The sequence below is a fragment of the Algoriphagus sp. AGSA1 genome (assembly GCF_021390545.1).
Taxonomy (GTDB): domain Bacteria; phylum Bacteroidota; class Bacteroidia; order Cytophagales; family Cyclobacteriaceae; genus Algoriphagus.
Genome location: NZ_JAJUWR010000005.1, coordinates 33,319 through 51,322, shown reverse-complemented (window position 1 = coordinate 51,322; position 18,004 = coordinate 33,319). Strand labels below are relative to the sequence as shown.

Here is an 18,004-nt window from a genome sequence, read left to right as displayed (position 1 = left end):
ATATATTGGGAGTGATAACTAATCAGGACAGCAGTGAAATCAGAAAGAACGGGTGGCGTTCCTTTTTGGGAATAGTGGCTGTATTTTTTATTCTTTTATCGTCCTGTGGGGTCAAAGCAGGTGTTAAAGAATTTCTGGGAGTTCAGCGTGAAACTGCCAAAACAGAAGATTTCCGAAAGAATAACCACACATTTTTGATTACCCATGGCGCTGACTGTGTACAGCAGCAAGCCGAAGAGGAGTTAATGGTCCAAACCCCGGAAGTGAAATTCCCTGCGCCTGCGCTTGCGGTTTTATTAACTTCGGCTATCCATGTACTCTTTCTTTTTGATCCGGTCTCCACAGCTCCGCCACATCCTTTATATGGAGATACTTCCCGGAGACACTTTCCAACCCCTATTTTTATCCAGCACGAAAGTCTACTTATTTAGGCTTTACTACTTAGTCCCGATATCGGGATTCTTTCAACTATACATTTCAATTAACTAAGTAGATGCCCGGGTTTCTGGGCAAAGAATTTTATATCAACATGTTAAAACTAGTATTGTCTGCCTTATTTGGGCTGACGCTGGCAGCGCATTCTGTGCAGGGCCAACAAAAATCCTATACCTTGGGTGAATTGTGGTTAGAAGTAGAGAAAAACTACCCTGGTATCCAGGCAAAGCAATCAGCAATACAGTCAGCAGAATTCAACCAAAAAGCAGTAAAGAGCAAAGCTCTACCCGAGGCCAACATCCAATTTCAGAATACCTATGGAACCTTTGAAGGGAATAATGGAGGCTTTTTTCCACAGCCCGGTTTTTTCAATGTTAGCGGCAATCCGGCTCTTTCGCAGGGCTCATCATCAGCCGCCAATACGTTTGGTTCAGCTACCTTAGAGTTTGAGGTATTTTCGTTTGGAAGACAAAAGGCTGAAAATCATGCAGCTAAAACACTGACAACCCAAGTCTACACAGAAAAGGAAGGGTACCTGATCCAGCTGAAAAAAGAATTGACCCAACGGTTTGTAGCGGTGCTTTATGCAGATTCAAAACTGGGATGGGCAGAGAAGAATGCAACCCGCCTGAAAGATATCTACCAGACTGCAGCAGGGCTTTCCAAAAGTGGCCTGAGCCCATCTGCAGACAGTTTATTGGCGCATGCTACCTATCTCCAGGCGCTGGCAGGGAGGGATTATTGGCAGGGGAGTACGAATTCCTCAATCCAAAAGCTGGAAGAATTACATGGCATACAGGAAATTGATTTCACTAATGCTGTAGTAAAATTTTTGAGACTCGGTCCGGACAGTGCAGCTGGCTACCGGCAGATAGATTCTGCACACCCGTTTATCGAATACTTTACCCTGAAGTCCGACTATTACAAACTGCAAAGCTCAGTGCTGAAAAAGAATGCGCTGCCTTCGCTAAAACTCCTTGGAGGATATGCTTATCGGGGCACGGGGATCGGAGCGAATGGTTATGTGAGCGGAAACTGGGAGGATGGTTTTTCGAATTCCACCAATAATCTATTAATCGGCGCTGGAGTAACCTGGAATATTACCGGTCTCCGGACCAATAAGCTGAAGGCAGATGCGATGCTGATGGATTCGGAGCATTCCATTCACCGACAAAAGCAACAGGTACAGGCTATGGTGAAGGATCTGTCAGCTGCCAGAAGCTTTCTGACAGAGCAAAGAAAACAGCTGAAAAAGACTCAGCAAGCGGTAAAGCAGGCCGGAGAAGCTTATGAAATGTACATGGCCCGCTACAGAAGTGGTCTTATCTCCCTGACGGAATTGCTACAGATTCAGGTTTATCTCCAGCAGGCAGAGGCGGATCATGTGGACGCTTCCCGCGACTATTGGCTGCAGGTGGCCGGAGAAGCAGAGCTTACCGCAGACTTTGGGTTTTTGTTTGACAATCTCTAAAATATATCCGATGAATATAATACGCTTTGCGCTGAGAAGGCCGATTGCCATCATAGTAGTGGTACTGGCTATTGCCGCTTTCTCTTTTAATGCAATCAAAAATATAAAAGTTGACATATTCCCTGAAGTGGAACTGCCGGCAATGTATATAGCCATGCCTTATGGAGGATTGTCTCCGGCATATATGGATGGCTTTATGGCCAATGAATTCCAAAAGGTATTGCTCTTTGTCAGTGGGGTTCAGAATATTGATTTTAAGAGTGTGCAGGGGCTGAGTCTGATGAAATTAACATTCTACCCAGGCACAGATATGGCTCAGGCAGCAGGGGAGGTGTCAACCCAGGTTTCCAGAGCCATGGGTTTCTTGCCCCCAGGCGCAGTGCCACCGATGGTGGTCCGCTTTGACGGCAATTCCCTGCCGGTCGGCCAATTGGTCTTTGAGAGTCCCGAGCGTTCTATTACTGAGCTTCAGACGATGGTCCTCACCAAAATCCGACCCATGTTTGCGACTATTCCCGGAATCACCGCCCCGGCTCCTTTTGGTGGAAATATCCGGTCTATTGTGGTCAGTATTGACCCGAAAGCGTTGCAGTCAAACGGATTGAGTGCGGAGGAAGTAACTTTGGCAATCGCAAAAAACAGCCACCCATCACCCGCAGGAAATATTCGGATCGGTGATGAAAACCTGATGGCTCCCATCAACTCTATTGCAAAGGACCCAGAAGAATTTCTGAATATACCGATCAAGAATGTTGACGGACGCATGCTGTTTGTAAGGGATGTGGCACAGGTAAAAGACGCTGCTGACCAGACGGTGGGATATGCGCTTGTAAATGGGAAACGGTCCGTTTACCTTCCGGTGATCAAGAAGTCCGACGCCTCAACGCTGGATGCCGTAGAGAACCTTCGGGCTGCACTTCCTACATTGAAAGAATTGCTACCGGAGGATGTTCAGATACGTTACGAATTTGACCAGTCCAAATACATCGAGCGCTCACTTTCTAATCTGATCCATGAAGGGATTTTGGGAGCCTTGTTTACAGGTCTGATGATTCTGTTGTTTCTCGGTGATCCGAAGGGCGCCCTCATCGTGGTGCTCACTATTCCTATTGCCATATTGACGGCAGTAAGCGGACTTTATCTATTCGGATATACCATCAACATCATGACGCTGAGCGGACTGGCGCTATCCATCGGTATCCTGGTGGATGAGGCCACCGTCACTATTGAGAATATCCATCAGCACCTGGAGCTCGGGAAACAAAAACAACGGGCTATATTGGATGCCCTACTTGAAATCTCAGTTCCCAAGCTCTTGATCCTGCTCTGTATTCTGGCTGTCCTTACCCCGGCGGTCATCATGACAGGGATACCAAAGGACATGTTCCTGCCCTTATCGGTTGCAGTGGCTTTTGCCATGATTGCATCTTTTGTTGCTTCCCAAACTGTTGTGCCCATTCTGGCAAATTGGCTGATGAAAGGATTTAAGAAGCACCAGACCTCCGGACGGGGTCCAAAAAGTTTCTTCTCAAAGTTTAAAACCAGATACACTTTCTTGTTGAGAAAATGGTCCGGGAATTCTTTATTGCTTTTCGCATCTTATTTTCTGGTAGCTGGGGGGATGGTGTTCGTTTTATTGAATGCAGTGGGGACTGACGTGATGCCTGTATCCAATAGCAGTGATTTTCAGATCAGATTAGAAGCCCCTCAGGGAAGCCGGTTGGAGATTACCGAGAAGTTGGTAAAGGATGTGATAGCAGACATCAGGGATGAGCTGCCGGAGAATGGGCTGGCGATCACATCTGCATTTGTAGGAATGCATCCCGCAGCAACACCTATTAATCCGATCTTTTTATTCACCAATGCTTCCCATGAAGCAGTGCTCCAGGTTTCAGTTGATCAAGAATACTATGAGGGCTCGATGGAAGAGTTGAAGGAACGCATCAGGACTGTGGTGGCACAGAAACACCCGGAAGCAATGATGAATTTTGAGCCCATGGAACTGACAGAAAAGATTATGGGGCAAGGGGCCATGACACCGATTGAAGTGAAAGTAGGGGCTTCACAGTTGGCTACTGCGGCAGCCCACGCGGGTAAAATTGAAGCCAATATGAAGAAAATTCCTTACCTGAGAGATGTGAGAATGGCAGAGCCTCTGGATTACCCCACCCTGCAGATTGATGTGGACCGGGAGCGCGTTGCCCTGTTTGGCATGAGCATGCAGGATGTGACCCGAAGTTTGGTTACTGCTACCTCCTCTACCCGGTATACAGATAAGAATCTGTGGATTGACCCGCGGTCAGGGCTGGTGTTCCAATCCCAGGTCCAGATTCCAGAGGAGATTATGGCATCTGAGGAAATGCTCCGTTCAATTCCGCTTAAAAAAGGAAGTCTAAGGCCGGTTCTGGAGGATGTGGCCACCATAAAGCGGGTCAAGTCTGCCGCTCAGGTCAACAGAAAAGGGCCTAACCGTTATGTTACATTGATCGCAAATATCCATGAAATGGACCTTGGTACTGCATCAAAAGCTGTGAAAGAGGCCATCAAAGAAGCTGGGACTCCACCTAAAGGTACTGCGATCTGGACCGAAGGAACATTACAGCTTCTGGATGATACCATGAGCAGTCTGATTGCGGGGCTGGGTGTTGCTGTGATAGCAATATTTTTAATGCTTTCGGCCTATTATCAATCTTTCAAAGTCCCTTTTGTGATTCTCTTGGTGGTTCCTTCAGTTTTGGCAGGCAGTCTGTTGATGCTTTACCTGACCGGAAGTACACTGAATCTACAGTCCTACATGGGCATTATCATGTCCATAGGAGTGTCGGTTTCCAATGCTGTTTTATTGGTCAATCAGGCTGAGTTTTACAGAAAACATGCAGGCCTGGAATCTACCCATGCAGGTAGGTTTGCAGGAACTTCCCGTCTGAGACCCGTATTGATGACCGCAGCGGCTATGCTTGCCGGAATGCTTCCCATGGCAATGGGGATAGGAGACGGAGCCGAGCAGATTGCCCCTCTTGGCAGGGCAGTGATCGGAGGGCTGCTGGCTTCTACTGTTACCGTTTTGTTACTGTTGCCCCACTTTTTTGCTTCAGTAATGGCAGGGTCTTCTACGGACAGTTCCTCGATGGATCCGGACGATGAAGAGAACCGCTTTTTTAAAATCAGTGCACAAAAATCAACTTATTAAAAAGTTAAAATCATGAAAACACAGCAAAAGTACATTAGAAATATAGGCTTGGGGATTTTATTTACTGCATTTATTACTGCCTGCGACTCCCAACATTCAGAAAAGACGGGTGATGGGAAACCAATCCAAAAACAGAGTTTAATCCCAAAAGCAGAAAAAATCCACTATCTCAATCCTGAGTATTCACTTTCCCTACCGGGTGAACTGGCACCTTATGAAGAGGTAGAGCTTTATGCAAAGATTAATGGGTTTTTGGAGAAAATCTATGTAGAACGAGGTGATATAGTTCGTAAGGGTCAGCTTCTGGCAGAACTTGTGGCCCCTGAGGTGGATCAAAAATATCTTTCTGATCAATCCACCCAGTCCAAGATGGAAAGTGATTACCTCTTTTTAGCTCAGGCATATGAAAGACTGCTTGATGCTTCTAACACCAATGGAGCAGTAGCCCAGTTAGAGCTTGACCGTGCCAAGAGTCTGATGATGAGTGCTAAATCTGCCTTTGAATCTTCCCAAGCGGGTACGGCTCAAAGTTCCCAGTTAAGACAATACTTGAAAATTACAGCTCCCTTTGATGGGGTGATCACCCAGCGTAACTTATCCCTGGGAGCCTTGGTGGGACCTGGCAATCAGACCTCTCTGTTCACGATAGCCCAGACCGATAAGTTGCGTTTGATTGTAGCTATTCCCGAAAAACATGCTTCAGCTGTTTCCAAAGAGCTAAAAGCAGATTTCAAGGTTAGTTCACTACCGGGAAAGAGCTTTGAGGCAAAACTCTCCCGGTCATCCGGTATGTTGAGTCAGCAGACCAGAGCAATCACATTAGAGTTTGATGTGGAGAACAAAGATGATGTGCTCAAGGGCGGTGAATATGCCCAGGTGAATCTTAACCTGCACAGAGGAGATTCCTCTTTTTGGGTTGCTCCAAACAGTATAGTCAACGCCCAGTCAGGAACGTTTATCATGACGCTCAATAACAATACCCTCAAGCGGGTTTCAGTAGGAGAGGGAATAAGATTGGACAGTCTGATAGAAGTTTTTGGAGAATTGGATCAACGGGATTCAGTATTGATCAGACCATCTGAAGAACTTAAAGAGGGAAAACTCACCGCCTCCAATTAGTGGGGATTGATCAAACATTGATTTTCGCATTGTAAAAAGTCAGGATACTACGCTGACGGGTGTATTCGCTACCCCAACTAGATCGAACAGTAAACTTATCAATTAATTAGAAAAATTTTGACAACATGAATTCGAGTCTGCCTGAGGCGGACATGACTCCGGCTACACTAGGATGATCATGATGCGGGATTCAATAAGCTGACCCGACTGGTCAGGGAGGGGCTAAAAAACAGATAATAAAAATAATGAAAACTAATATATTAATAAATATCCTTCTTTTGGTTATGCTTTCGCTTTCTGGTTTGAACAGACTGGAAGCACAGCAGGTAGATTCAAACAGGACAAACAATTATGTGGTACTAACCCAAAAAATACCACAGTTAGAGCCGATAATTTTAACGGCTGAAACTCTCAAAATGGAAGAAGGAAAGAACTTTGGTGATTTTCAAATAATCATTTGTGGGAAGGGAGTAGAGGATCTTACAGATCCCGATAAAATAAGTGGTTATGTTGAGAATGCTAAAAAAATGGGGGTGAGGATCATAGCTTGCGGATTTTCACTAACTAAATTCAAGGTTGATAGAACACAAGTTCCCAAAGAAATAACGGTTGTTGAGAACGGTATTCACTACAACTTACAGCTTCAGAAAAAAGGCTATAAAAGCCTGAGTCTTTAACCTAGTTAACATCAAATCAAATCAAAAATGAAAAATAAGGAAATAACGAATAAGTGGATTCAGTATGGAGTAGTTGCCGCAGTAGCAGTCACACTTTATGCTACAGGTTTGCATGCAGAGGTAATTGGTTTTGCCCAGCGTGGATTTCTGGCTACAGGATTGATGGATCCCGATGTAGAGCAATATGCACAAATGGCCAAAACTGAAGGCCAAAGTTTAGATGAAATGCAGAAGCCAAAACCTACCCAGGCAGATTTTGACTTCAACCTGATCGATAAAGAGGGCAAGGCTGTTTCTCTGAGTAAATTTAAGGGTAAAGTCATCTTTCTGAATATGTGGGCAACCTGGTGTCCTCCCTGTATAGCAGAAATGCCTACTATCGACAAACTACATGAAGAAATGGGTGATGAGGTAGCTTTTGTCATGCTTTCTCTGGATCAGAATTTCGACAAGGCAAAGGCATTTGATAAACGAAAAGGCTATGACCTGCCTATTTACTCCCCGGCAAGCAACCTGCCTGCCATGTATGAATCCAATGCCATACCTACTACTTATGTTATTGATGCTGCTGGAAATTTGGCATGGACACATAAAGGAATGGCTGATTATAGCGATCCCGGATTTAAGGAATTTCTGCAAAGTTTAAAATAAGTTTTAGAGAAATGGATAGGATGCCTATTGGGATCATTTCCCCAAATCGACAAAGGGTGATTACGGCGGACCAAATAATTTGAACATGAAGGAATGTGAGGTCTGGAAAAGGATTTATAAGCATTCTGATTGAGCTGATAAATGAATGAAAATGAAAAAAATACTAGTAACACTCTTTTTGGTTGTTATACGGGTAGTCTATGCCAATGCTCAAATCTATGATCCTATTAAATGGGAGACGACCGTTGAAGATATAAGTAAAAACGAAGCGACTGTAGTAATAACAGCCCAATTAAAACCTGGATGGCACATTTATTCGCAGTTTATCGAAGAAGGCGGCCCTATACCTACGAAATTTACATTTAAAGAAGGGACAGGCTACCTTTTGAGCGGTACCATCAAGGAGAGTCCGGAGGCGATTACAGCATTCGATCCAAATTTCGACATGCAGATAGCCTGGCATAAATCAAAAGTCAGATTCTCTCAAAAGGTAAAACTCACTGAGCCCAATGTTGAAATTGCAGGTACCGTGGAATTCATGGTCTGTAATGATGCGAATTGCCTTCCACCAGATGAGGTCCCTTTTGAAGTGTCATTTGCTTCCAACGGTAGTGTTGGAAGCACTGATATGGAAGGGAAGGAGGAAAAATATAAAGAGGAAGAGACTTTTGGCGGTGAGTCATGGTCAACTGATGGTCTTATTGCAGCTAATCAGTCAGGTAATGAAACATTGTGGGGAATTTTCATAGCTGGATTAATGGGAGGCTTTGCGGCCTTTCTTATGCCATGCATTTATCCAATGGTACCTCTCACGGTATCTTTTTTCACTAAACAAAGCAAGAGCCGACCCAAAGGAATAGTAAATGCCATTATCTATGGCATATCGATAATAGTAATCTATGTTGTATTGGGGATCGTAATCACGATGGTCTTCGGTACTTCAGCATTAAACGAGGCAGCAAGCAGTGCATTGTTTAATTTGGTTTTCTTTTTCATCATTTTAGTCTTTGCGGTTTCTTTCTTAGGTGCCTTTGAAATAACTCTGCCTTCGAGTTTGGTAAATAGGGTAGATTCCAAATCAAACCGGGGTGGACTAATCGGAATCTTTTTTATGGCCTTTACATTGGCTTTGGTTTCTTTTTCCTGTACAGGACCAATCATCGGCTTTCTCCTGGTTGATGCGGTATCAAAGGGCTCCCTAATGGGGCCGGCTTTTGGCATGTTGGGCTTTTCGGTAGCATTGGCAATTCCGTTTGTCCTGTTTGCGCTCTTTCCTTCTTTTTTAAAGGAGATGCCCAAATCTGGCGGTTGGCTTAACACGGTGAAGGTGTCACTTGGTTTCTTAGAGCTAGCCTTGGCCTTTAAGTTTTTATCAAACGTTGATCTGGCCTATCATTGGGGAATACTCGACCGAGATATTTTCCTGGCAATCTGGATTTCAATATTCTCATTGTTCGGGTTCTATTTGTTGGGTAAGCTAAGACTTTCGGAAGCAGATAAGGAAAACATTACTTCTATGCCCCGATTGTTTTTTGCTCTGGTGGTATTTTCTTTTACCATATATATGATACCAGGCATTTGGGGGGCTCCTCTGAAAGGGATAAGTGCATGGCTACCCCCTCAGACCACGCAGGATTTCGATCTGAACCAGCTTACCTATGAGAGTCATGCAACCAGTGAGATTGATAGTCAATCATCCGGGAAAAAATACGCTGATTTATTCCATGCCCCGCATGGCCTGAATGCTTTCTACGATTATCAGGAAGGGCTTGATTATGCAAGAAAAGTAGGCAAGCCGGCATTGATAGATTTTACGGGATGGAGTTGTGTGAACTGCCGTAAAATGGAAGCATCAGTTTGGCCGGATCCTTCTGTACTCAATCAATTAAAGTCAGATTATGTGTTGATTTCGCTATATGTAGATGACAAAACAGAGCTTGAAGAATCAGAGAAATATGTTTCATCGTTCAGCGGAAAGAGAATTACTCGGATAGGTCAGAAATGGAGCGATATGCAGGCCTCCGTATACGGAACCAACTCACAGCCTTATTACGTGATCGTGGGTGAAGATGGCAAAACATTAGTGCCGCCGACAGCCTTTGATCTAAGCATACAAGAATATGAACGTTTCTTACAAAGCGGGACAGAAGCTTACAAAAAGAAATATAACTAGTAAATAACATTAAGTGATAGAACTATGAAAATAGGATTGGTAATTACGAAAATATTCACCCTGATCTTCCTTATTTCCTGTGACTCCAAAGAGGATGATAAATTTATTATAAATGGTCAAATTGAAAATGCGGGGGAAATCAAAAGCATAAAGCTGTTTGAGGGAGAAACCGCCAGCCAATCCATCATATTGGAAAATGGAGGCAAATTTAAATTTGAAAGTAGCTCACCCCATTCAGCCTTATACTCCCTGCAAGTGGGGCAGCAGCAATATATGCTAATAGCAAAAAACGGGGAAGAAATAGAGTTTTGGGCCGACCTTAATGACCCAGGTAACTATACGGTGGGGGGGTCGGATGCATCGGTTAAAATGAAGGAGCTTCACACGATCACTGAAACTTTCCGCACCCAACAAAACGGCCTACAAGTGGAATTACAAGAGCGCATTAATGCCGGTGAGGGCACGCCCGAAATCCAAAATTATTTAATTGAAAAAAATGTATTCTTTGTGAGGGAGCTTTCAAAGCAGATTTTGCCCTTTTCCAGAAGAAACGAGAATAATTTGGCGGGGTTTTACGCTATGCTGACCTTATATTCCGTCGATCCTACGAGCTACGAACAAGAAATGATCAACTATATGGAAGATATACAGGGCAAGTTTAAATTTAATCAGGAAGTTCAGTCTATTGCCACCCAAATGAAAGAGATTAAACCTTTAAGTATCGGGCAAAAGGCACCAGATTTTAGCTCATTAACTCCAGAAGGAGAGGAGGTTAGTCTTTCAGACTTTAGGGGGAACTATGTTCTTTTGGATTTCTGGGCTGCCTGGTGTGCTCCCTGTCGCCAGGAGAATCCCAACATTGTCGAACAATATCATAAGTTTAAAGACAAAGGTTTTACTGTTTTAGGCTTATCCCTAGACAAGGATCGTGATGCATGGCTCAAGGCCATAAAAAATGATAAATTGGTTTGGACGCAATTATCGGATCTCAAAATGTGGGATAGTGAAGTTGGCCGTTTGTATAACATCACCGCAATTCCCGCATCCTTTATGATCGATCCCAATGGCAAAATAGTCGGAAAAAATCTTCGCGGACCGCAACTGCAGAAGTTTCTGGAAAATAATTTATAATTAGTTTAGTGCATGAATTCAATTAAACCCAAGTTCTGAGAGTAGGTTGCGAAATGATTTTTGTTTTTTTAGATCAGCCAATTCCATGAATCTTATCGACTTTATCTTACATTTTCCTGTTGTGTAAAGAGGTAAGTTAACTGCAAGCTGGCAAAAATGTAGGATAAAATTGACTGACAGATTTTTAAAATGGAATTTTGCAACTTGTAGTGATTTATGTTACAAAATATGAACTAACTCAATTATAACTTTACTCATAATAAACAAACTAAAAAATAGTAAAATGGACAATACAAACTTAATCGGACTTGATAAGGATAAAGCAAAACATTTAGCGGAAAAACTGAATGAACTCTTGGCAAACTATTCCATCTTTTACCAAAATACCCGTGGCTATCATTGGAACATAAAAGGAGAGAAGTTCTTTGAACTACATTTGAAATTTGAAGAGTTGTATAATGACTTACTTTTGAAAATAGACGAAGTTGCAGAGCGAATTTTGACTTTAGGACATACGCCAAAGCATAATTATGCCGACTATCGCACTACTTCAAAAATAAAGGAGAGTGTGCAAGTTAGTGACGGAATAAAAGCTGTAGGAGACATTTTAGCTTCTTTTCAAACAACAATCGTTCTTCAGCGAGAATTACTTACAATATCTTCAGACGCTGATGACGAGGGAACAAATGCACTAATGAGTGATTATATCAGAGAACAAGAAAAATTAGTGTGGATGTATTCTTCATTTCTAAATAGACAAGCGAAATAAAGCCACGATGTAACAATGTGAAAAAATAGGCTAAATAGTAATGAATTCGAGGCTTTTAGCTTATCAAACTTTGTGATTAACCGAAAGTTATTTGCTTGGAAATCGCCTTTCATATACTAACCGATATATCAGATCATCAAATATGAATGAGCTAATGTTAGTTATAAAAACTTATAAGAATTTGCAAAGCATTTCTGGTTTAGCGCTGGAAAATTATACGGATGAAGTGAGTGCAGCCGGAGAAATTCCCTTAAAAGTTCAACTCAGCGTCAGTAGATAATAATGTTTTTGAAGATATGGCTATGGTGTTTGTGCTTATGTAAGTATCCAAAAAGATGTTTCGTGTTTCAGTTGACTTAGAGTAGATCTGAGACAGCTATAAAATAATACTTAGTTCTGAGCTTTGCCTTTAGCGATATAAACTATAAGTGTTAACCAGTTTCGGGAGATTTGATGATCATAATGACTCAGTGGCTAACAAGAAGGTGTGAATTGCATAGTTAAAAAGGTAAAGGGTTTAAAAAAATGTTTAAAATTTGGCGTGCCTTCTTATTTGGATTAGTGGTTTTTCGGTTTGACAAAGTTTATGGAATATGCTATTAGTTTTAAACCAATTATTTGTTAAAACTGATCTTTCTATTTTTTTTACTTCAATCTCACCTTACTCCCCAATTTCGGATGGTACGAAGGCTGATATTCCACAAGCCCCCGGTCTTTTAATTCACTGATGCAGGTATGATAGGTTACAATGCTTTTGATCCCTGAAAGCTTCATGATTTTACGTCTGGAAATCTGAAACGGGTTACGGTGCTTTTGTTCTTTCCAAAGTTGGAGCATCGCTAAGAATACAGAAGTCCGGCTAGGTTGCAGACCACGTTCTTTTACAATCCTTTCCACTAAATATTCCATTCTTAGGGATTCCATAAATCAATTTTTATTTTTTAAAAAGTGATTTCAGCTCTTCTGTTTTGTAGTAATAAAGTCCCGAGATTTTGACAGGATGCACTACTCCCCGGATACGTAAGTTCTGCAAGGCTGCATCGGAGATGCTCAGCATTTTTTTGACATCCCTGCTTCTTAACCATTCTTTGCTTTCAGCCTTGGGTTGATCCTGTTTTTCCAGAAGTTCCTTCAGATCGGCAAACAGCTGAAAGCGTAGTGTTTCAAGGTCTTCTTTGGTGATGGTTTCCATGGTTTTTTATTTTCAGGTTCTCTAGATTTTGTTTTAGTCATTATTCTCTTTGGAGGATAAGCTTACCCTGCTTTGGCTCATCCGGTTGAAAGTAGGCAGGTAGTGGATATATCCGTATTCGTGGAGCTGACGGATGATTTTAAAATAAGTGGCAGTGCTGGATATCTTGGCTGATTTCATTAGCTCTTCCCGCCTGATTGGAAAGGGTTCTTTTCCATCAAATTCTTCCCTTACATGGAGTAGCACGGAGAACAGCCCTATATGGGACAGACTGATCCTTGGATCTTTATCAATCCCGTCCATAAAGTTCTCCAGTGCTTTTTTTATCTGCTCCATCTTGGGGGTGAATCAACCGGCTATTCCTGCCCTTTTCCTTTTTCTTGTCTTCTTCGAGGGTAAATCTTCCGATTCCTCAGCCACATCTTTTTTCTGGGATTTAGACTGAGATGCTGAGGCTGTTTCTTTTTTTGATTCTGAAGTCCTCATCTGGTTGGAGTCATACACGTTGAGGTTTTTGAACTGGGGACTTGCTTCTAGATAGCGTTTTTGCTCACCGCCTTCCAATTGGAATGTGACCGATTGGCGGTTTCCTTTTTTAAGTGAATCCTGCAGCCTGGATAAATCTTCAGGGTTATTCAGCTCCTTGATCGGGTGTTTTTCCAGCGCTTTATTCAGGTCAAATCCATAATTCTCATGGAACTGCTTGAGTTTAAAGTTTCCCTGATTGTCGGTTTCCATAAAATTTAACTGCACCCAGGCATTGTATTTTTCCTGCTCCTTGTTGACCAGGTCCTTGTTGACTGCGCGTCCGTCCAAGAGATTATACCCCTCTTTCAGGGTGATGTTGTTGTCCTTTCCGATGTAGAAAGTCTGGTTGATGGCAGGTTCGTCCTGTCCTGATTTGGTAAGGCTCAGATCGTATTTGTTGAAGAAATACATATCTGTCATGGCGGATTTTCTGAAGTGGAGATTGGCATCGACCGTATCGCCCCCGAAATCAGCCTGATGCTTGAGTGAGAAATCAGGTCCTCCTTTTTGGATCTGTTCTTTCAGGGGAGCTTCCAGCGAATCTCCGAATCCGCTGTACTTGACCTGGTTTTTGAGGTAATCAAAGTTTTGCTCGTTCATGGTGTTTGTGTTTTTTGGTTAAAGTATAGGTATGTGAAATGTTGTCAACTTGACAGCACTTCTAATCCACCTGTATGGCGTTCATCAGGTGTCGGTTTTTTACTTTGATCTTTAGGTGTCGTCCTCCGTTTTCTTCCATCAGTTCGATTTTCAGGTGCTTTTGATCGGGAATGGTGAATTTGGGGAGTGCAACAACCAGCGTTTGGGTGGATTGGGCAGGGATGCGAGCTGCATCCCCATATACCAAGAGTGGAGACTGTTCCAGCTCCTGGGATGCGCTGCGTTTGCTTTGCTTATTGTCCAGTATAAACAGTCGAAACTGCTCGATGTCGTAAGGGATGTTGGTCTGGTTTTCCAGCCTGATCTGAAAGTAAAGCAGGTCTTTTTCAATGTAAATTCCTGTCAGCGCAATCCCTGTCAAAAACCTCCGCTGGCGAAGGGCCCGCATGGACCTGTTTTTCATGGCTACCTTATTTGCGGTTTCTGCCAATTCAGATTCTGCCTGAATCTGATTCCCAAAATCTGCCAAGTCTGACTTGACTGCTTGCTGGATTTTCAGATTGAGGTTGTGGGGAACTTCCAGGTACTCCACCGTAAAGGAATAGAAGCTTCCATCCTCAGTTATTACTGTGAGATTGCTGTTTTGCAATCCGCTGTTTTCAGCTTTTACCTGCAGGATGTTTTCAACGGCATTGGCTTTCTGGACCAAAATGTTGCGATTTCCCCGGTCTACGCTTTTTATAGCATAGGGGAAGATCAGGTTGGTGGTCATCTGATCGCTGATCTGGAGCTGGGAAACAGGAATTGTCTGTGATGTGCCACTGGAAATCCCTTGTGCGGTTAAATCAACGGTAATAAGCAGGCCCAAGGCGGCAAATAAAATGAGATGGGTAATTTTCATGTGATTAGATTTAAGGAGTCGGGGAATAATTACTTGTTTTCAACAATCCAGACCTGATAGCCTGCTTTGAGATTTATTTTGACCTGCCTGATTTTTTTGCCCAGAAAGCTTTTTGCGGTTTCTATCCCGGCAGTGGTAGCCTGGGCTTCCAGGGAATTGTCAAAGGTGCTCAAACCTATTCCCTGTAAGGCCTGACTTCCTGATTGCGTACTGACTTGCTGTGGGATGGAGCCGGGAATCCGTATTCCTTCCATGCCATCGGCATCGTGGATGCGAAGATCTACAGGGATAATAGCATTGGCTACCCGGATATTGCGGATGGAAATCTTCAGTCTGTCTCCGTTCAAGGAAGCTACACCATACACCAGCTGGTCTTTGGGGATGATTACTCCTGCAATAGTAGTTTCTTGGGTTAAACGCAACCTGACCGTTTCTCCTGAAACCAGGGTTTGTTCCTCATGAATTACCGCCTTGATCGATTGGGATACATTGGGTGTAACTACACTTGATTCCAATCCAAAGAAACCGTTTTGGGTCAGACTTTCATTTGGTGATGAGTTATCCAGGCTGGTGGATTGGGGGGTGGGAATTGGTGAAATGACTGGGCTTTGATCTGAGACAATTGCTTTTCGTTTTGCTTCCACCCGTTGCTGCACCCGTTCTGGATGCTGGATGTCGAGGATCTTGTCCAGCAGTTCTGCCATCTGCTGAAATTCGGGATCTGGCTGGGCGTTGGTACGCTGCATCTGCTGCATCATTTGGTCCAGCCGGTCCAGATCTGCCTCCAATCCTGAGTTTGATTGCATTGAGGCAGTAGTACTGACTTCATCAGGATAAGCAGCTGCTGTAGTCACGGGTTCAGGACTTTCAGAAAGGGTTCTGTTGAGTACTTCCAGTCTTTCCATAATCAATTCTTCCTGGGTATCACTGTACAGGTTGTTGGAAAGGTGTTGACTTGATGGTTTATCTATCTCCGGTGATTCCAAGGATGGATGGGATTTACTTTCAGTCTCGGCATTGAAAGCCATCCGGTAGTAGGGGTCTTTTTTGACTTCCTGAAAGTATCGGCTGGAGTCGGCAAGGGAGCGTTGGTAATGTCCCATTTTGTCTAGGGGTTTTTCCCCTGCTTCTGATATTCCCGGAAGCTCCAGATTGAAGCCTTTCTGTGCAGAATCAATTGGGAAATCACCCGGGTTTTTGCCTCCTCCCAATGCCCAAAAGGTCAGGGTCAGGAAGGGGACAGTCAGGATAGGGATCATCATCAGCAGCTGTCGCTTTTGTCGGAATTTTTGGTTGTGTGAATGGTTCATAACTATCGTGTTTGGATTTTGATGTCATAATTTTCAAGGGTAGCCCAGTTTTCGATGAGGAAGCCATGGGGATTGTGTTCGCTTCTGGAAACAATTCTTAAGTAGCCTTCGGTGATCAATTGTCTGGTGACAATGGAGCCGGTCCGGGTTAGAACCTGCTTGCCGTAGTACCTGAAATAATAAGGGGTTTGCTCCAGATCGACCTGTACACTGTCTGTCTGGATTTCCTGGCTGATATTTCCTGCAATGATGTTGGAGTAGTAATTGCTTTCCTGTAGGTTATCGTATTGCCTTTTAGCGGAAGCATCAGCCAAGTAAAGGGCTTTGGTGGTATTGGCTTTGATTACTTTTTCATCAGGGTCCAGCGTAAAGAAATACCGGTGGAAAGTTGAAATGTGGTCTTTGGCTTCGACAGAAAGGTTTTCTCTTCTGTCGGTCAACAAAGCTTCCAGAACTTTTCCATTGGCCAGGATATATACCTTTTGCTGCAATGCGGCAGTAAGTTGCTGACTTTGGTAAAGGGTAAACCCGGAAAATAGAAGGCAGCCGATGATTATCACGAGCGTGAACAGCCGGATTTGACGGAAGGCAGTATCGATATTTTTTGGTTTGGTAAACATGGTCGGTCTTTTTTAGCTGTTGTTCCCTTTGAGTTTGTCGGATTGATACCCGTCTCCCTCATTGAAGTATCCCGAGGAGGTGCCGTGAGAGGACATGGATTGGCGGAGTTTACCAACCTGATCTCCTAGGTAGTCTGCTGCCATGCTGGCACCTTTCCCCGCCAATACAGCTCCTGTTCCTGCCGCAGCTACCGTGTTGGTCGTTCCTCTGGTAAAAAAGCCAGTCACTTTATGTGGCAGAGATCCTCCCGAGGCAGCGTGGACGATGTAGTTTGCCATTGAAGGCACTGAGAAATAGCCTATGATCCCAATGATCAAAAAGATCAGGTACCCTGTATCGGTTGCCGAAAAGAAGGTGTCGCCATAATTCTCAATTTGTCCGATATCCAGTACCAGCATTTTTTCCTGTACAGTGCTGATGATGGCACCGAAGATATTGGCTACAGGAAGCCAGAGGTAGATGTTAATGTACCGGGCCAGCCAGACGGTCAGGGTGTGATGGAAACCGTCATAGATAGAGAGCCCAAAAACCAATGGCCCCAGGATAGACAGGACGATCAGCTGGAAGGTTCTCAGTGTATTGATGCACAGCGCTGCGGCTTCAAAGAGCAGTTGTAAGATTTCAGCGAGGGCCTGTTTGATCCAGTGCTTAAAGTTGAAACTGAATTTTTCCCCTGCAAATGCCAGGCTGTTGCCTATGGATTCCCAAAAACCTTCTTCTTGTGTTGGATTTTCATCATCCAGTCCTTCGGTGTATTTCAGCCATTTTTCATAATCTCCCTGTCGGTGATTATTGCGGTACATTTCTCCCTGAATGGTCCCTTTGACGAGTTCTTCTTTGTGCTTTAACAGATTCTCGATTGCCTGATTGGAATTGTCCATCATGGACGCTGTGGCTTTGACGGTCGGGTTCATCACCCCATTGATCAGGGAAAGGACGGATGGGAATAACAGGATACAAAAGCCGATGACAAATGGACGGAACAGCGGATAGAAATCGATGGGTTCAGCATTGGCAATGGAACGCCAGACTCTCGAGGCGATATACCATAAGGCTCCAAATCCTGCTATTCCCTGTGCCACGCTGATCAACTGGCTGCATAGTGGCATCATCTCAGTGTATAGCTCTTCCAAAACCCCATGCAGTCCTCTGTCATAGCCCACCTGAGCATGTGAAGTCACCGGGATAAGAATGGTTATTGAAAGTGTAGTGATGGATTTAAGAAATAATTTCATG

The 18,004-nt window shown here is 43.7% G+C and carries 17 protein-coding genes; 9 read left to right on the top strand and 8 right to left on the bottom strand.

The features are described 5' to 3' along the window. Positions 1–5 precede the first annotated feature (5 nt). The 9 genes from LZF95_RS04510 to LZF95_RS04470 all read left to right on the top strand — a co-directional run bounded on the left by LZF95_RS04510 (position 6) and on the right by LZF95_RS04470 (position 11,616). On the top strand, positions 6–431 hold the full coding sequence (locus LZF95_RS04510; protein WP_233753802.1) for a hypothetical protein: 426 nt from the start codon (positions 6–8) through the stop codon (positions 429–431). A 98-nt stretch (positions 432–529) separates the two neighbouring features. Beyond that, positions 530–1,906 (top strand): TolC family protein, encoded by a 1,377-nt coding sequence (locus LZF95_RS04505; RefSeq protein WP_233753801.1) that lies wholly within the window; start codon positions 530–532, stop codon positions 1,904–1,906. Between the two features lie 10 nt (positions 1,907–1,916). Next, positions 1,917–5,096: an efflux RND transporter permease subunit gene (locus tag LZF95_RS04500; RefSeq protein ID WP_233753800.1), complete on the top strand. Its 3,180-nt coding sequence runs from the start codon at positions 1,917–1,919 to the stop codon at positions 5,094–5,096. Positions 5,097–5,108: 12 nt separating this feature from the next. After that, positions 5,109–6,215 carry an efflux RND transporter periplasmic adaptor subunit gene (locus tag LZF95_RS04495; RefSeq protein WP_233753799.1) on the top strand — a complete coding sequence of 369 codons (1,107 nt, stop codon included), beginning with the start codon at positions 5,109–5,111 and terminating at the stop codon, positions 6,213–6,215. Between the two features lie 245 nt (positions 6,216–6,460). Next, positions 6,461–6,892, top strand: a complete 432-nt coding sequence (locus LZF95_RS04490; RefSeq protein ID WP_233753798.1) for a sulfur reduction protein DsrE — start codon at positions 6,461–6,463, stop codon at positions 6,890–6,892. Between the two features lie 27 nt (positions 6,893–6,919). Then, positions 6,920–7,543 (top strand): TlpA disulfide reductase family protein, encoded by a 624-nt coding sequence (locus LZF95_RS04485; protein ID WP_233753797.1) that lies wholly within the window; start codon positions 6,920–6,922, stop codon positions 7,541–7,543. A 151-nt stretch (positions 7,544–7,694) separates the two neighbouring features. Beyond that, on the top strand, positions 7,695–9,716 hold the full coding sequence (locus LZF95_RS04480) for a thioredoxin family protein (RefSeq protein ID WP_233753796.1): 2,022 nt from the start codon (positions 7,695–7,697) through the stop codon (positions 9,714–9,716). 189 nt (positions 9,717–9,905) lie between these two features. Then, complete coding sequence (locus LZF95_RS04475) at positions 9,906–10,847, top strand: peroxiredoxin (RefSeq protein ID WP_233753795.1); 942 nt, start codon at positions 9,906–9,908, stop codon at positions 10,845–10,847. 283 nt (positions 10,848–11,130) lie between these two features. Then, the gene (locus LZF95_RS04470) at positions 11,131–11,616 is read left to right on the top strand and encodes a Dps family protein (protein WP_233753794.1); all 486 of its coding nucleotides are present in this window, start codon (positions 11,131–11,133) and stop codon (positions 11,614–11,616) included. Between the two features lie 645 nt (positions 11,617–12,261). Here LZF95_RS04470 and LZF95_RS04465 read toward each other — a convergent pair. The 8 genes from LZF95_RS04465 to traJ all read right to left on the bottom strand — a co-directional run bounded on the left by LZF95_RS04465 (position 12,262) and on the right by traJ (position 18,003). Next, on the bottom strand, positions 12,262–12,540 hold the full coding sequence (locus LZF95_RS04465) for a hypothetical protein (protein ID WP_233753793.1): 279 nt from the start codon (positions 12,538–12,540) through the stop codon (positions 12,262–12,264). 10 nt (positions 12,541–12,550) lie between these two features. Next, positions 12,551–12,808 carry a helix-turn-helix domain-containing protein gene (locus LZF95_RS04460; protein ID WP_233753792.1) on the bottom strand — a complete coding sequence of 86 codons (258 nt, stop codon included), beginning with the start codon at positions 12,806–12,808 and terminating at the stop codon, positions 12,551–12,553. Positions 12,809–12,841: 33 nt separating this feature from the next. Next, positions 12,842–13,144, bottom strand: a complete 303-nt coding sequence (locus tag LZF95_RS04455) for a hypothetical protein (RefSeq protein ID WP_233753791.1) — start codon at positions 13,142–13,144, stop codon at positions 12,842–12,844. 12 nt (positions 13,145–13,156) lie between these two features. Next, entirely contained in the window at positions 13,157–13,936 is a 780-nt protein-coding gene (locus LZF95_RS04450; protein WP_233753790.1) for a hypothetical protein, read from the bottom strand. 61 nt (positions 13,937–13,997) lie between these two features. Then, positions 13,998–14,837, bottom strand: a complete 840-nt coding sequence (traN, locus tag LZF95_RS04445; RefSeq protein ID WP_233753789.1) for a conjugative transposon protein TraN — start codon at positions 14,835–14,837, stop codon at positions 13,998–14,000. Between the two features lie 29 nt (positions 14,838–14,866). Next, the gene (traM, locus tag LZF95_RS04440; protein WP_233753788.1) at positions 14,867–16,147 is read right to left on the bottom strand and encodes a conjugative transposon protein TraM; all 1,281 of its coding nucleotides are present in this window, start codon (positions 16,145–16,147) and stop codon (positions 14,867–14,869) included. 2 nt (positions 16,148–16,149) lie between these two features. Further along, positions 16,150–16,767 carry a conjugative transposon protein TraK gene (gene traK, locus LZF95_RS04435; RefSeq protein ID WP_233753787.1) on the bottom strand — a complete coding sequence of 206 codons (618 nt, stop codon included), beginning with the start codon at positions 16,765–16,767 and terminating at the stop codon, positions 16,150–16,152. 12 nt (positions 16,768–16,779) lie between these two features. Further along, entirely contained in the window at positions 16,780–18,003 is a 1,224-nt protein-coding gene (traJ, locus tag LZF95_RS04430) for a conjugative transposon protein TraJ (RefSeq protein WP_233753786.1), read from the bottom strand. Position 18,004 lies beyond the last annotated feature (1 nt).

Excerpts from the sequence above, each read along its gene's own strand:
- LZF95_RS04455 (WP_233753791.1), bottom strand. The coding sequence starts at position 13,144 with ATGGAGCAGATAAAAAAAGCACTGGAGAACTTTATGGACGGGATTGAT.
- LZF95_RS04470 (WP_233753794.1), top strand. The coding sequence starts at position 11,131 with ATGGACAATACAAACTTAATCGGACTTGATAAGGATAAAGCAAAACAT.
- LZF95_RS04490 (WP_233753798.1), top strand. The coding sequence starts at position 6,461 with ATGAAAACTAATATATTAATAAATATCCTTCTTTTGGTTATGCTTTCG.
- LZF95_RS04465 (WP_233753793.1), bottom strand. The coding sequence starts at position 12,540 with ATGGAATCCCTAAGAATGGAATATTTAGTGGAAAGGATTGTAAAAGAA.
- LZF95_RS04480 (WP_233753796.1), top strand. The coding sequence starts at position 7,695 with ATGAAAAAAATACTAGTAACACTCTTTTTGGTTGTTATACGGGTAGTC.
- LZF95_RS04460 (WP_233753792.1), bottom strand. The coding sequence starts at position 12,808 with ATGGAAACCATCACCAAAGAAGACCTTGAAACACTACGCTTTCAGCTG.
- LZF95_RS04485 (WP_233753797.1), top strand. The coding sequence starts at position 6,920 with ATGAAAAATAAGGAAATAACGAATAAGTGGATTCAGTATGGAGTAGTT.
- traN (WP_233753789.1), bottom strand. The coding sequence starts at position 14,837 with ATGAAAATTACCCATCTCATTTTATTTGCCGCCTTGGGCCTGCTTATT.
- LZF95_RS04500 (WP_233753800.1), top strand. The coding sequence starts at position 1,917 with ATGAATATAATACGCTTTGCGCTGAGAAGGCCGATTGCCATCATAGTA.
- LZF95_RS04450 (WP_233753790.1), bottom strand. The coding sequence starts at position 13,936 with ATGAACGAGCAAAACTTTGATTACCTCAAAAACCAGGTCAAGTACAGC.
- LZF95_RS04505 (WP_233753801.1), top strand. The coding sequence starts at position 530 with ATGTTAAAACTAGTATTGTCTGCCTTATTTGGGCTGACGCTGGCAGCG.
- LZF95_RS04495 (WP_233753799.1), top strand. The coding sequence starts at position 5,109 with ATGAAAACACAGCAAAAGTACATTAGAAATATAGGCTTGGGGATTTTA.
- traM (WP_233753788.1), bottom strand. The coding sequence starts at position 16,147 with ATGAACCATTCACACAACCAAAAATTCCGACAAAAGCGACAGCTGCTG.
- traJ (WP_233753786.1), bottom strand. The coding sequence starts at position 18,003 with ATGAAATTATTTCTTAAATCCATCACTACACTTTCAATAACCATTCTT.
- traK (WP_233753787.1), bottom strand. The coding sequence starts at position 16,767 with ATGTTTACCAAACCAAAAAATATCGATACTGCCTTCCGTCAAATCCGG.